The sequence below is a fragment of the Pseudomonas sp. 8BK genome, from assembly GCF_902506475.1.
GTDB classification, from domain to species: domain Bacteria; phylum Pseudomonadota; class Gammaproteobacteria; order Pseudomonadales; family Pseudomonadaceae; genus Aquipseudomonas; species Aquipseudomonas anguilliseptica.
This window is the reverse complement of the sequence record NZ_LR733252.1, coordinates 371,020-385,027: the sequence shown is the minus strand read 5'-3', so window position 1 is coordinate 385,027 and position 14,008 is coordinate 371,020. Positions and strand designations below refer to the sequence as shown.

The following is a 14,008-nucleotide window of genomic DNA, read 5'->3' as shown; positions in this document are numbered from 1 at the left end:
CTTCCCTCAAATCAGGATCAAATTATCCCGATGCACCAACTCGGGCTCATCAACATAACCCAGCAACCTCTCGATGGCATCCGACGACTGACCGATGATCTTCTGCGCTTCAAGCGCACTGTAGTTAGCCAGGCCGCGGGCAATCTCGCGACCATCCGCCGCCACACAGACCACCATCTCACCACGGCGAAAGCTGCCCTGCACGGCCTTCACGCCAACTGGCAACAAGCTCTTGGTGCCGGTCGCCAGCGCCTTGACTGCACCATCATCCAGCACCAGGGTACCACGGGTCTGCAGATGCCCAGCCAACCACTGCTTACGCGCCGCCAGCATGCCGCGCTCAGGCGCCAGCAGAGTCCCCAGGCGCTCGCCCGCCTTGAGCCTCGCCAACACCTGCTCAATGGCACCACCAACGATTACCGTATGAGCACCGGAACGCGCCGCCAGACGCGCCGCCCGCAGCTTGGTCTGCATACCGCCACGTCCGAGCGCACCACCCACACCACCCGCCACTGCATCCAGCGCCGGATCATCGGCGCGCGCCTCGAAAATCAGCTCGGCACCGGGGTTATGCCGCGGATCGGCGTTATACATGCCGTCGCGATCAGTAAGAATTACCAGCAGATCGGCCTCGACCAGATTGGCCACCAACGCCGCCAGAGTGTCGTTATCACCAAAGCGGATCTCATCGGTAACCACGGTGTCATTCTCATTGATCACCGGAACCACATCCAGATCCACCAGCGTGCGCAGCGTGCTACGCGCATTCAGGTAACGCTTGCGATCAGACAGATCGTCATGGGTCAGCAGAATCTGCGCCGTGCGCCGACCATGCTCGGCAAAGCTCGACTCCCACGCCTGAATCAGCACCATCTGGCCAATTGCTGCCGCCGCCTGCAGCTCATGCATGGCGCTCGGTCGCGCAACCCAGCCCAACTTGCTCATACCCGCCGCCACTGCACCGGAGGACACCAGCACCAGCTCAACACCCTGCTCACGCAGCGCGACCATCTGCCTAACCCACACCGCCATCGCCGCACGGTCCAGACCACGACCATCAGCGGTCAGCAGCGCACTGCCAATTTTCACTACCCAGCGCTGCGCACCGGTTACCTTGTCACGCATGATCTTCCAACCTTAGCCGCGACCTGTGATTACAAAAACGCCGCAATTAAGCGGCGTTTTGTAGTTGCTTAATCCCGGACGTAAATGATTTCCGGGCCATCATCTTCGTCTTCTTCATCCCAAAAGCTGTCGTCTTCATCGACATCACCGACGGCCTTGACCCCAGAACGACGCAGCGCGCGCTTATCGTCCAGCGCCTGCAGCTGAGCGCGCGCTTCGTCTTCGATGCGCGTATCCAGCTCGGCCAACTCGGCGGCGTACTCTGGATTTTCCTGGATGCGCTCAGCGCGCGCCTCAAGGAAGTCCATGATGTCATAACAGAGCTTCTCAGTGCCCTGGCGCGCCAGGGCAGAAATTACATAAACCGGCCCAGTCCACTCGATCCGCGCAACGATTTCAGCAATCCGCGCCTCCTGCTCTTCATCGAGCATCTGGTCAGCCTTGTTCAGCACCAGCCAGCGCTCACGCTCAGCCAATGACGGACTGAACTTGGTCAGCTCATCAATAATGGTGGCGGCCGACTCAGCCGGATCGGTCAGATCCAACGGCGCCATATCGACGAGATGCAGCAACAGACGGGTACGCGACAAGTGTTTGAGGAAGCGGATACCCAAGCCAGCACCATGGGAAGCCCCCTCGATCAGCCCCGGAATATCTGCGACCACAAAGTTTTTGTAGCGATCAACACTGACCACACCCAGATTTGGCACCAAAGTGGTAAAGGGGTAGTCAGCGACTTTGGGCTTGGCGGCCGATACGGAGCGAATAAAGGTGCTCTTGCCGGCATTCGGCAACCCCAGCAAACCAACATCGGCCAACACTTTCAATTCCAGCTTGAGGTCGCGCGACTCGCCCGGCTTACCCGGCGTGGTTTGGCGCGGCGCACGGTTGGTACTGGACTTGAAGCGAGTGTTACCCAGACCATGCCAACCACCCTGAGCCACCATCAAACGCTGGCCTGCGCGGACCAGGTCGCCAATCACTTCCTGAGTACTGGCATCGATCACCGTGGTACCAATCGGCACCGGCAGGATCAGGTCTTCACCCTTGGCACCGGTACAATCGGTGCTGCCACCCTTCTCGCCATTCTGCGCCTGGAAACGACGGGTATAGCGGTAGTCCACCAGGGTATTGAAGTTCTCGACTGCCTCGATATACACCGAGCCACCGTCACCACCATCACCACCGTTGGGACCGCCTTTCTCGATGAACTTTTCACGACGAAAAGCCATCATGCCGTTACCGCCGTCACCGGCTTTTACAAAAATCGATACTTCATCGACGAATTTCATTTTTACGCCTCCCGCAATCACGCGGGTCATCTAAACCAAGAAACACCAGGTTCTTGCAAAATTGACCTGCATTCAAATCGAACGCTAACACCCAGGACAGTTTGGCAAGAACCCCAAGAATACAGAAACAAAAAAGCCCCGTCGCAAGGACGGGGCTTTCCCAGCAGTCGCGCTATTAAGCCGCAACGACGCTCACGTAACGGCGGTTAAACGCGCCTTTTACTTCAAACTTGATCACGCCTTCGATTTTCGCGAAGAGGGTGTGATCCTTACCCATACCAACGCCGTAACCGGCATGGAACTGGGTGCCGCGCTGACGCACGATGATGTTGCCTGCTTTGATAGCCTGGCCGCCATACATCTTCACGCCAAGGCGTTTGGCTTCTGAGTCGCGACCGTTGCGGGTACTACCGCCAGCTTTTTTGTGTGCCATGAGTTCAATACTCCTATAAAGGGATCAGACCGAAACGAATCAGGCCTGGATACCGGTGATTTTGATCTCGGTGTACCACTGACGGTGGCCCTGGCGCTTCATGTGGTGCTTACGACGACGGAACTTGATGATGGTGACCTTGTCGTGACGGCCTTGAGCAACCACTTCAGCCACAACTTTGGCACCGTCAACAACCGGAGCGCCGATTTTTACGTCGTCGCCATTGCCGACCAGCAGAACACGGTCAAACGTCACAGCTGCGCCAGTGGCCAGCTCGAGCTTTTCGACCTTGAGGAATTCGCCTTCGGTGACTTTGTATTGCTTGCCACCAGTAACAATTACTGCGTACATGGTAAATCTCCGTTAATCCTGCTCACCCAGCGCTTTATAGGAATAAGTGTCGGCTGGCATGGCTGCTTGGGGCCTTCAAGGACACCCTTGCAATTGCGTAAGGCAGGGAAATACCCAGGGGGAAGTTCAGGGTGCGCGATTGTACGCAAGCAGCCAGCGCGACGCAAGGCCCTGGCACCCAGAGCCCCAGCCTCTTGCCTTGACAGCCCCTACCCTGCCCCCTAGCATGCCGCGCAACCCATGAGTAGCAGGTGCAAGCGATGCAACCCCAGGCTTTCTACCGCGTGGTGGCGGATGACTTTACCGCCGTCGACGGCATCATCCGCGCCCAACTGGTATCGCGCGTACCGCTCGTAGAGAAGATCGGCGACTATATTATCTCCGCTGGCGGTAAACGCCTGCGTCCGCTGCTGGTACTACTCAGTGGCAAGGCCTTGGGCATTGAAGGCGACAACCTGCGCCTGCTCGCTGCCACCATCGAATTTCTGCACACCGCCACCCTGCTGCATGACGACGTGGTAGACATGTCTGACATGCGCCGCGGCCGCAGCACCGCCAATGCCCAATGGGGTAATGCGCCAAGCGTACTGGTCGGCGACTTCCTTTATTCGCGCTCATTCGAAATGATGGTCGAACTCGGCTCCATGCCAGTGATGAAGATCCTGTCAAAGGCCACCCGGGTGATTGCCGAAGGCGAAGTGCTGCAGCTGTCGAAGATCCGCGACGCCAGCACCAGCGAAGAAACCTATATGGAAGTCATCCGCGGCAAAACCGCGATGCTCTTCGAGGCCTCGACCCATAGCGCCGCTGCACTGGCCGGCGCCAACGCTGAACAGAGCGAAGCCCTGCGCACCTTTGGCGATCACCTCGGCATAGCCTTCCAACTGGTCGACGACCTGCTCGACTACCGTGGCGATGCCGCCACCCTCGGCAAGAACGTCGGCGACGACCTGGCCGAAGGCAAGCCGACCCTGCCGCTGATCTACACCATGCGCGAAGGCACGCCCGAGCAGGCGGCCCTGGTACGCCAGGCGATCCAGAAAGGCGGCATCGAGAATCTGGAAAGCATTCGCAATGCCGTAGAAGCCGCCGGCGCGCTGGATTACACCGCCCGATTGGCTCGCGATTACGCCGAGCGCGCCATCACCTGTCTGGATGTGCTGCCCGCCAGCGAATACCGCGACGCACTGATCGAACTCAGCCGCTTTGCCGTAGCTCGCACGCACTAAGGCTTGCCAGAACAGACAAAAGCCCGCCCATATGGCGGGCTTTTTATTGCCTGCGGCCCACGGCGATTACACCAAGCGACGAAAGGCAGCGATTAATCCTTGCTATAAATATAATAAGAATTATTCTCATTTAACTACTTAAAAGGGAGATGAGTCATGACCTATCTGATCGATGCCTGGCTGGACCGCCCGCAGCCGTATCTACGCATTCTCAATCGCAATACCGGCGAAGTCTGCGCCCTGCTTAAGGAAGATGCGCTGGATGAACTGCGTGATCAGGGGGATCTGGATTTGCACGAACTGAACTCAAGCGAGCCGCTGGTGCTCAAGGAGTTGGTGCGCAATCTGTTTCTCTACTGCTACGCCCGGGCATTGCGCCCCTGACGGTCTGAGCTTAAACGCATCGCGGGCATGGCCCGCTCCTACAAGACTCCAGCGTCGCTGGCGTAGGAGCGGGCCATGCCCGCGATAGAAAGCTTCAGAGACTAAAGATCTCGCGAGCTAGAGTCCTACAAGGCGCTACGTTAGTAACAGCCTCCGGCTGGTCAAAACGGCGAAGAAGCGGAGTGTACTGTTGTACATGAGCATTACTCGCTTCGCTCGCCCCTTCGGGGCCGCACTGGCGTGCGTTAGCCGCTAGCGGCTTTCCGAGCCTGTTTTGAACGCAGTAGGGCCGACGCGCAGCAGATCGTGGAGCGATCTCTTAGAGAACGTCCAGCAGCTCCACGTCAAATACCAGCACGCTGTGCGGCGGGATGCTGCCCACGCCTTGCTCGCCGTAAGCCAGCTCGCTCGGTACATACAGACGCCATTTGCTGCCGGCGTTCATCAGTTGCAGGGCTTCGGTCCAGCCGGCGATCACGCCGCCAACCGGAAACTCAGCGGGCTGACCACGTTCGTAGGAGCTGTCGAACACAGTGCCGTCGATCAGGGTGCCGTGATAATGAGTACGCACGCTGTCGTCACGGGAAGGTTTGGCGCCTTCGCCTGCGGTCAGCACTTCGTACTGCAGGCCGGAAGCCAGCACGGTGATGCCGTCACGCTTGGCGTTCTCAGCCAGGAAGGCCAGACCAGCACCCGCAGCGGCTTCAGCCTTGGCGGCTGCTTCGGCTTGCATGATGTCGCGGATGACCTTGAAGCTGGCCGACAGCTCGGCTTCGCTAACACGGCTTGGCTGGCCGTTGAAGGCGTCAGTCAGGCCCGCCAGGATGGCGTCCAGGCTCACGCCCGGCGGTGGATTGTCGCGCAGCTGACCACCCAGTTGACGGCCGATGCCGTAGCTGACGCGAGTTTCGTCAGTCGAGAGATTGAGTTCGGACATAGCACTGCTCCGCTAGGGGCTAAAAAAGGTCGGCCAGCCTAGCACAAACCGCCTGTCCGCCCTACCCGCACGCCGCGCCTTGGCGATTACGCCGGCAGCGCTCGGAGCAGTACTTGACCTCATCCCAGCAGCGCGCCCATTTCTTGCGCCACGCGAAAGGCAAACCACACACCTGACAGGTCTTCACCGGCAGCTCAGCCTTTTTCACAGCGCCTCACCGGCATCCAGCCGCGCCAGTAACTGCTCGCCCCGCGCCCACAAGCCCTGCTGCTTGGCGTCACTCATCTTGTCCAAGCCGCGATAGATCATGCCCAGCCGATGGTTGCCGGACAGATGCTGGCGGTGGCGCATGAGGAAATGCCAGTACAGCGCATTGAACGGACAGGCCTGCTCACCCACGCTTTCCGTGACCTTGTAGGCACAGTCAGCACAGTAATTGGACATCCGTTTGATGTACTGACCACTGGCGCAATAGGGCTTGGAGCCCAGATAACCGCCATCGGCGTGCATGACCATGCCCAGAGTGTTGGGCAGCTCGACCCAGTCGAAGGCATCCATATACACGGCCAGGTACCAGTCGCAGACCTGGCTGGGTGTAATGCCGGCCAGCAGGGCGAAGTTGCCGGTGACCATCAGCCGCTGAATATGATGGGCATAGGCATGTTCCAGGGTCTGGCCGATGGCCTGACTCATGCATTTCATCCGGGTCTTTCCGGTCCAGTAAAACTCCGGCAGCGGCCGAGTGTTACCGAAGGCATTGCGCTCGGCGTACTCCGGCATATGCATCCAGTAAATGCCGCGCACGTATTCGCGCCAGCCGATCAGCTGACGAATAAAGCCCTCGGCGGCGTTCAGCGGCACCTGGCCACGCCAGTAGGCCGCCTCGACATCCGCACACAGCCGGCGCACATCCAGCAGGCCGATATTCAGCGCCGCGCTGATCCGTGCATGGAACAGATACGGCTCACCAATGGCCATGGCGTCCTGATAATCGCCAAAAGCCGGTAAGGCGAAATCGAGAAAGTGCTGCCACAGTGCCTCGGCCTCGGAATGGGTCACCGGGTAATCGAAAGACCCCAGGCTGCCGTAATGGTGACTGAAACGCTCGGCCACCTGCTTCAGCACGTTCCGGGTAATGGCGTCCGCCGGGAAACGCGCGGTCATCGGCGCCTTGATCTGTTTGGGCAGCGCCTTGCGGTTCTCCGCATCGAAGTTCCACGCACCGCCCACCGGCGTGCCGTCGCCATTGATCAATAAGCCAGTCTTGCGGCGCATCTCGCGATAGAAGAACTCCATGCGCAGTTGCTTACGCCCTTCGGCCCAATGGGCGAACTCATCACGAGCACAGATAAAGCGGCTATCGGCATGCCAGGTGATCGGCAAGCCGATAGCCTGCAGAGCCTGCTCCAGCCGCCACTCGCCGCATTCAGTGACGTGCGCCTCGGTTGCCTGCAACAGCCCAGCCCAGCGCTGCAACTCACCCGGCAGCGAGCCGCTGTTCTGCGCATCATCCAGTTTGACGTAATGCACGCACCAACCGCGCTCACGCAGTGCCTCGGCAAAGTGACGCATGGCACTGAAGATCAGCGCAATTTTCTGCGGATGGTGCGGCACATAGTCGGTTTCCGCCGCCACTTCAGCCAGCAGCACAGCATCCAGTAGCGGATCCAGTGCCTGCAGGCTGGGCAGATCGAAAGACAGCTGATCACCCAGTACCAGGGCAAGCCGGCGAGTAGCCATAGGTGGGGTCGTTACCAGGAAGAATTGAAGGAAATGGGCACGCGCAAAGTGTCCTGAGTGCCATCCTGCATACCGCACATTTCGTCATGCACCACCGCATGCACCAGGTGGAACGGTATGCGCGGCAAGTCATGCAGCAGGTCGCGTGCATGCTCGACCGAGCGCAGGTGCAGGGCCTTGCCATGGCCATCATTGAGCGGGTGGGCACGGCCGTCCATGTGCGCCTCCAGCAGATAGATGCCACCCTCGATAGAGATCAGGTTAAGTGCGTCGATATGCCCAGCGTGGGCGTGTAGCGACAAGTCTTGCAGATTCATGGCGATATCCTCGGGCAAGCAAAGCTATACAAAAATCTATACAAATACAATTTTTGTACAACACAGCAAAAGCACAAGGCCGAAAGCAAACCGCCCGTCCGTTTTGCAACGGCCGGGCGGCGAGGACACCTGAGGAGCGGATCAGCTCGATTCGTATTTGGTCAGCTTATCCAGATAACCCATGGCGAAGGCCGACAGCACGAAAGCCATGTGAATGATCACGTACCACATCAACTTGCTGTCAGGAATGTTCTGCGCATTCATAAATACTTTGAGCAGATGAATTGAGGAAATCGCCACGATGGAGGCCGCCACTTTCATCTTCAGCGAGCTGGAGTCCATCTTGCCCAGCCAGCTGAGCTTCTCGGTGCCCTCCTTGATATCCAGTTGAGACACGAAGTTCTCGTAACCGGAAATCATCACCATCACCAGCAGACCACCGACCAGCGCCATGTCGATCAGCGACAACAGCACCAGGATCAGATCCGCCTCTGCCATGGCAAAGACGTTAGGCAGGATGTGGAAGACTTCCTGAAAGAACTTCAGCGCCAGCGCCAACAGGGCCAGCGACAGTCCGAAATAGATCGGCGCCAGCAGCCAACGCGAGGCATACATGGCATTTTCGATAAAGCGTTCCATAAGGGCTCACTCAGGGTTCAAGACTGCCGGCGAGTATACCCAGCGCCTTCGCCCAGACAACCCTGGTGTATGGCAATCGATGACCGCTACGGTTATCCCCGGCAACTGTGGATAACCTTGTGGGCAGGCTCAGGATCAATGGCTGCAAGCCAGACCTCTGCTGGGCTTGCGACAGCTGGTCAAATACTCGGCAATTGCCCACTCAGGTTTCCGGCTGAAACTGGTAATCACCCAGATGATGGCCACGCTCACCGTTCAAACGGCGCAGCTCGGCCTGGATATGCAGGCGCCAGATCGGCACGTCGGCAGATTGCTCATAGCCCATACCCTGCAGGTTCTCGGCGATATCCGTGAGGATACTTTCGGCGGCGAAAGCCCCGTGGAACGGGCCCTGCGCCTTGATTGTGGAAGGCTGAGCACCGGCCATGCCGGCGGCGCAGATTAGCGTCCAGAGGCCATTGTTACCGGCCAGCGGCAACACCACGCATTCGATGCGAGTATCCAGGCCCAGACAGTGGCGAGTGAGATTGAGGCTGCGCGACATGGCGACGACCCTCTCAGGAGCAGGTCTTCAGCCTACACCCGAGCCACCGCCAGAGGGAAGCCAACAGTTATCCCCGCTTGCTGTGGATAACTGTGTGGATGAAGTGAGGAAAAGCCAGCCCGAGCCAGGCGCACGGGCTAGCGCGGCAATTCGCTCAGTGACTGACCAGCCACCGGACGAATTGTCGCAGCCGGGCGGTCATTCAGCCGCCGGCTTTTTCGCCCGTGGCTTCTTCTCCTTGGCCGCAGCAGCCGGTTCTTCCTTTTTCGACTCATCCTTGTCGTCGTCTTCCATGCCCATGGCGGCGATATCACGCAGGCGCTCAACCACGCGCGCATTGACGCTACCGGCGGGGAATTGCCCCTGCTCATTCGGTGAGCCGGCATCCGCGCCGACCAACAGGCTCAGCGCCTCATCGACCTGACGCACGGCATAGATATGGAACTGCCCGGCACGCACCGCCTGCAGCACCCGCTCATCCAGCATCAGGGTGGTGACGTTGGAGTGCGGAATGATCGCGCCCTGCTCGCCGGTCAGGCCGCGTGCTTCACAGAGGCGGAAGAAGCCTTCGATCTTCTCGTTGACGCCACCCACCGCCTGCACTTCACCGAACTGGTTGATCGAGCCGGTAATGGCGAAGCACTGCTTGAGCGGGGTGCGCGACAGGGCCGATATAAGCGTGCAGACCTCACCGAGGGAGGCGCTGTCGCCGTCGACATAGCCGTAGGACTGTTCCAGGGCGATGCTCGCGGAAATCTCCAGGGGGAATTCCTGGGCATAGCGGCTACCCAGGTAACCGGTAAGGATCATCACGCCCTTGGAGTGGATCGGCTGACCGAGATTCACCTCACGTTCGATGTCGACGATACCGCTGCCGCCCGGATACACCGTGGCGGAAATCCGTGCCGGTACACCGAAGGCCGAGTCGCCGACTTCCAGCACAGTCAGGCCGTTGCACTTGCCCACGGCTGCGCCGGCGGTGTCAATGAGGATAATCCCGGCCAGCATGTCATCGATAATCCGCGCCGAAACGCGGCCCGTGCGGGTGGCCTTGGCCTTTAACGCGCGCTCGATATGCCCGGCGTCGGTCACTTCATCACCGGCCAGGCTGCGGATAAAGTCGGCTTCGCTGACCAGTTGAAACAGATCACCAATACGCGCCGACAAGCGTCCCTGGTGCTCGGCCAGGCGCGCGCTGTAGGTCGCCACGCGCGCTACAGCAGCTGCGGTCAGCGGTGCCATGCCCTCTTCCGAGGTTCGGGTCTTCATCAGCTGGGCGAACTGCTCCAGGCTGTCGTCGGCCAGCGGAATGTCTTCATCGAAGTCGACCAAGACGCGGAACATCTCCTGGAAGTCCGGATCGAGGTCCTGCAACGTGTAATACAGCTGACGCGAACCGATGATCACTACCTTGAGGTGCAGCGGAATCATCTGCGGGGTCAGGGTCACGGTGGCAATGCGGCCGAGATCACCGAGTGGCGACTCCATCTTCAGCTGACGCGATTGCAGGGCACGCTTGAGCGCATCCCAGACAAACGGCTCGCCGAGCATCTTCTCCGCTTCAAGAATCAGGAAGCCGCCGTTTGCGCGGTGCAGCGCACCAGGGCGCAGCTGGCGGTAACTGGTGTAGAGCGCGCCCTGATCGGTGTTGTATTCGATACGGCCAAACAGGTTGTCGTAGGTCGGGTGCGGTTCGAACACCACCGGCGCGCCGCCCTGGGCGTGATGACCGACCACCAGGCTTGGGCAGTACTGCTCTTCGAGCAGCTTGCGGGTTTGTGCGTCGGCCTTTTCCACTTCGACCAGCTGATCGACCACAGTCTTCAGCAGGTTGACCTGTACCGCCTGCAGATACGCGCAGACACCGGCGTTTTCCGCGTATTTCTCCGACAGCGGCGCCAGCAGCGGCTGCAGGGCGATGGTGATGGTTTCTTCATTGAGCTGACGCAGCAGGTTGCTCGATTCGCGCTTCCACTGCGGCAGGCTGGCCAGCTCCTCGTTGAGGCGCTCTTCCAGGGTGGCGATATCGGCGTGGAAGCGTTCGCGCTCGGCTTCCGGCAACTGGGCGAACTCGGCCTCATCCAGCGCCTTGCCTTCAAGCATGGGGGTGAAGGCAATATTGCTGCTGTCACGATAAAGAGCGACGTTCTTTTCCAGCGACAACCGCTCAATCACATCCAGCGCCTGGTCGTAGCGCTTGTTGAAGGCGCGGTCGATGGCGTTCTTCTTCTGCTGGAACGAGGGGTGCTCAAACACCGCCGGGAAGGTTGCCAGCAGGTTATCGATCAGGCCGTTGATATCGGCGAGAAACTCGCCGGCGGTGCCAGACGGCAGCTCCAGCGCACGCGGCTCACGCGGCTCATCGAAGTGGTTGACGTAAACCCGGTCAGCCGGAGTCTCCAGGCGCTTGGCTTCAGCCTTGAGGTAGCGCTTGACGAAGGAGAAGCGGCCGGTGCCGGGTTCGCCCATGACAAACACGTTGTAACCGGGGCGCGGCATCGCCACGCCGAACTGCAGCGCTTCGACGGCGCGTTCCTGGCCCAATACGCCACGGAAGGGTTCCAGGTCTTCGGTATTGGTGAAGTTGAACTGCTCAGGGGAAAAGGGACGGGTAAGTGCTTCAGGTGCCAACCGCAAATGGGCTGCGACGGAGTCTGGCATTGGAAATCCTTGGACGGGGGCCTAGTGGAAATCATGGCCGCATCGGCCCGCATCCACAAGCCATAAGCTCAATCGCGCGCCTCTCCTTTCAGGCGTCAGAAGGCGAGCGCAACACCCTCGTGTCAGTTGGCCTGATCCTGCATATCGGCACAGGCCAGGCAATATTCGGCAGCAGGCATAGCCTGCAGGCGCGCCGGACTGATGGTTTCACCACAGCGCAGGCACACGCCGTAGCAGCCCTCAGCCAGGCGCAGCTTGGCAAGGCCAACCTGGCGCATGCCGTTTTCAGCTTCGGCCAGCAGGGCTTCCAGCACTTCATCGTTCTGCCGCTGCAGGGCCTGCTCGGCGAAATCCGGCGAGTGGCTGCGCGCCAGATCCTGGCGAATCGCGTGGGCACGCGCGCTGTACTCGTTCAGCAGGCTATAGAGTGCGGTGTGGGGGTCAAAGACAGACATGCTGATAGTCCTCGAAGGCTCAGCTGTAAGTGTGGTTCGTGCAGAGGTTTTTACACTGATGCCCGTCAGTAATTCTGCAACTTTTCTTCATCTATCAGACAAGGGCCACGGGCTATTGGGGGGCCCTCAGCACAGCAGCAATAAAAAACGGAGCCTTTCGGCTCCGTTCTTGTTTACAGCGTGGCTTATTGGGCCAGCTTCTTGTAGCGCACGCGGTGTGGCTGTGCCGCTGCGTCGCCGAGGCGTTTCTTGCGGTCGGCTTCGTACTCGGTGTAGTTGCCCTCGAAGAACTCGATGTGCGAGTCGTCTTCGTACGCCAGGATGTGGGTCGCCACGCGATCCAGGAACCAGCGATCGTGAGAGATAACAATGGCGGCGCCAGGGAAGTCGAGCAGTGCTTCTTCCAGCGAACGCAGGGTTTCCACGTCGAGGTCGTTGGACGGTTCGTCCAGCAGCAGCACGTTGGCACCCTCTTTCAGGGTCAGCGCCAGGTGCAGACGGCCACGCTCACCACCGGAGAGGTCCTTGACGAACTTCTGCTGGTCGCCGCCCTTGAAGTTGAAGCGACCGACGTAGGTGCGCGACGGCACTTCATAGTTGCCGATCTTGATCATGTCGGAACCGCCAGACACGGCTTCCCACACGGTCTTGCTGCCGTCGAGGTCGTCGCGGCTCTGATCAACGCAGGCCAGCTGCACGGTTTCGCCGATCTCGATGCTGCCCGAGTCCGGCTGCTCCTTGCCCATCAGCATGCGGAACAGGGTCGACTTACCGGCACCGTTACCGCCGATCACCCCGACGATAGCGCCCTTGGGCATGCTGAACGACAGGTTGTCGATCAGCGCGCGGTCGCCGTAGCCCTTGCTGACGTTGACGAAATCGATGACCTTGTCGCCCAGACGTGGGCCGACCGGGATATAAATCTCGTTGGTCTCGCTGCGCTTCTGGAATTCCTGCGACTGCATTTCTTCGAAACGCTGCAGACGCGCCTTGGACTTGGACTGACGGGCCTTGGCACCTTTGCGCACCCACTCCAACTCTTCCTTCATGGCCTTTTCATGGGCCGACTGCTGCTTGGATTCCTGAGCCAGACGGTCCGACTTGGCTTCCAGCCAACCGGAGTAGTTACCCTCGTACGGAATACCGGCACCGCGGTCGAGTTCGAGAATCCAGCCAGCAACGTTATCCAGGAAGTAACGGTCGTGGGTGATCGCCACCACGGTGCCCGGGAAGTCGTGCAGGAAGTGCTCCAGCCAGGCCACCGAATCGGCGTCCAGGTGGTTGGTCGGCTCGTCCAGCAGCAACATGTCGGGAGCCGACAGCAGCAGGCGGCACAGGGCCACGCGGCGCTTCTCGCCACCGGAGAGGTGCTCGACCTTGGCGTCCCAGGCCGGCAGGCGCAGGGCGTCGGCGGCGACTTCCAGCTGGCGCTCCAGGTTGTGGCCGTCGCTGGTCTGCAGGATGGCCTCCAGCTTGGCCTGTTCGGCGGCCAGCTTGTCGAAGTCGGCATCCGGCTCGGCGTAAGCGGCGTAGACCTGATCCAGACGCGCCTGGGCGTCCTTGATCTGGCTCACGGCCTCTTCCACCACTTCGCGCACGGTCTTGCTCGGGTCGAGCTGCGGCTCCTGCGGCAGGTAGCCGATATTCAGCTCCGGCATCGGGCGGGCTTCGCCATCGAACTCGGTGTCGACGCCGGCCATGATCTTCAGCAGGGTGGATTTACCCGAACCGTTGAGGCCGAGCACGCCGATCTTAGCGCCAGGGAAGAACGACAGGGAGATGTTCTTGAGGATTTCCCGCTTCGGCGGTACGACTTTGCCGAGCCGATGCATGGTGTAAACGTATTGAGCCATGATGACCTTGGTTCTGGGTTGAAACGAAAGAGAAGCCGCCAACTGATG

15 protein-coding genes are annotated in these 14,008 nt (G+C 59.9%); 2 read left to right on the top strand and 13 right to left on the bottom strand.

Annotated features, from left to right (window positions below; genetic code table 11):
- Positions 1 to 6 precede the first annotated feature (6 nt).
- From proB to rplU, 4 genes are all read right to left on the bottom strand, one after another.
- Positions 7 to 1,125, bottom strand: coding sequence for a glutamate 5-kinase (gene proB / locus ACIN8IBEIGE_RS01685; protein WP_160013131.1), 1,119 nt, complete (start codon positions 1,123 to 1,125; stop codon positions 7 to 9).
- A gap of 68 nt (positions 1,126 to 1,193) precedes the next feature.
- A complete protein-coding gene (cgtA, locus tag ACIN8IBEIGE_RS01680; protein WP_160013130.1) occupies positions 1,194 to 2,417 on the bottom strand; it encodes an Obg family GTPase CgtA in 1,224 nt (407 codons plus the stop codon).
- Between the two features lie 175 nt (positions 2,418 to 2,592).
- Entirely contained in the window at positions 2,593 to 2,850 is a 258-nt protein-coding gene (gene rpmA / locus ACIN8IBEIGE_RS01675; protein WP_085584170.1) for a 50S ribosomal protein L27, read from the bottom strand.
- 39 nt (positions 2,851 to 2,889) lie between these two features.
- Positions 2,890 to 3,201, bottom strand: a complete 312-nt coding sequence (gene rplU, locus ACIN8IBEIGE_RS01670; RefSeq protein WP_160013129.1) for a 50S ribosomal protein L21 — start codon at positions 3,199 to 3,201, stop codon at positions 2,890 to 2,892.
- A gap of 260 nt (positions 3,202 to 3,461) precedes the next feature.
- On the opposite strand from rplU, the gene ACIN8IBEIGE_RS01665 reads away from it, so the two are divergent.
- Both ACIN8IBEIGE_RS01665 and ACIN8IBEIGE_RS01660 read left to right on the top strand, forming a co-directional pair.
- The gene (locus ACIN8IBEIGE_RS01665) at positions 3,462 to 4,430 is read left to right on the top strand and encodes a polyprenyl synthetase family protein (RefSeq protein ID WP_160013128.1); all 969 of its coding nucleotides are present in this window, start codon (positions 3,462 to 3,464) and stop codon (positions 4,428 to 4,430) included.
- 156 nt (positions 4,431 to 4,586) lie between these two features.
- A complete protein-coding gene (locus tag ACIN8IBEIGE_RS01660) occupies positions 4,587 to 4,814 on the top strand; it encodes a hypothetical protein (protein WP_090249418.1) in 228 nt (75 codons plus the stop codon).
- A 319-nt stretch (positions 4,815 to 5,133) separates the two neighbouring features.
- Here the strand turns inward: ACIN8IBEIGE_RS01660 and ACIN8IBEIGE_RS01655 are convergent, their stop codons facing one another.
- From ACIN8IBEIGE_RS01655 to ettA, 9 genes are all read right to left on the bottom strand, one after another.
- Positions 5,134 to 5,751, bottom strand: coding sequence for an FKBP-type peptidyl-prolyl cis-trans isomerase (locus ACIN8IBEIGE_RS01655; protein WP_160013127.1), 618 nt, complete (start codon positions 5,749 to 5,751; stop codon positions 5,134 to 5,136).
- Between the two features lie 61 nt (positions 5,752 to 5,812).
- Positions 5,813 to 5,959, bottom strand: coding sequence for a DUF2256 domain-containing protein (locus ACIN8IBEIGE_RS01650; RefSeq protein WP_160013126.1), 147 nt, complete (start codon positions 5,957 to 5,959; stop codon positions 5,813 to 5,815).
- Positions 5,956 to 7,491 carry a cryptochrome/photolyase family protein gene (locus ACIN8IBEIGE_RS01645; RefSeq protein ID WP_160013125.1) on the bottom strand — a complete coding sequence of 512 codons (1,536 nt, stop codon included), beginning with the start codon at positions 7,489 to 7,491 and terminating at the stop codon, positions 5,956 to 5,958. Before ACIN8IBEIGE_RS01645 ends, ACIN8IBEIGE_RS01650 begins: the two co-directional genes overlap by 4 nt.
- Before the next feature lie 11 nt (positions 7,492 to 7,502).
- Entirely contained in the window at positions 7,503 to 7,808 is a 306-nt protein-coding gene (locus ACIN8IBEIGE_RS01640) for a DUF6482 family protein (RefSeq protein ID WP_160013124.1), read from the bottom strand.
- A 141-nt stretch (positions 7,809 to 7,949) separates the two neighbouring features.
- Positions 7,950 to 8,447 (bottom strand): TIGR00645 family protein, encoded by a 498-nt coding sequence (locus ACIN8IBEIGE_RS01635; protein ID WP_160013123.1) that lies wholly within the window; start codon positions 8,445 to 8,447, stop codon positions 7,950 to 7,952.
- Positions 8,448 to 8,649: 202 nt separating this feature from the next.
- Complete coding sequence (locus ACIN8IBEIGE_RS01630; protein WP_160013122.1) at positions 8,650 to 8,991, bottom strand: hypothetical protein; 342 nt, start codon at positions 8,989 to 8,991, stop codon at positions 8,650 to 8,652.
- Positions 8,992 to 9,189: 198 nt separating this feature from the next.
- A complete protein-coding gene (locus ACIN8IBEIGE_RS01625; RefSeq protein ID WP_160013121.1) occupies positions 9,190 to 11,652 on the bottom strand; it encodes a Lon protease family protein in 2,463 nt (820 codons plus the stop codon).
- 122 nt (positions 11,653 to 11,774) lie between these two features.
- Positions 11,775 to 12,107: a TraR/DksA C4-type zinc finger protein gene (locus ACIN8IBEIGE_RS01620; protein ID WP_160013120.1), complete on the bottom strand. Its 333-nt coding sequence runs from the start codon at positions 12,105 to 12,107 to the stop codon at positions 11,775 to 11,777.
- 185 nt (positions 12,108 to 12,292) lie between these two features.
- Complete coding sequence (gene ettA, locus ACIN8IBEIGE_RS01615) at positions 12,293 to 13,960, bottom strand: energy-dependent translational throttle protein EttA (protein ID WP_090249445.1); 1,668 nt, start codon at positions 13,958 to 13,960, stop codon at positions 12,293 to 12,295.
- Between the last annotated feature and the right edge of the window lie 48 nt (positions 13,961 to 14,008).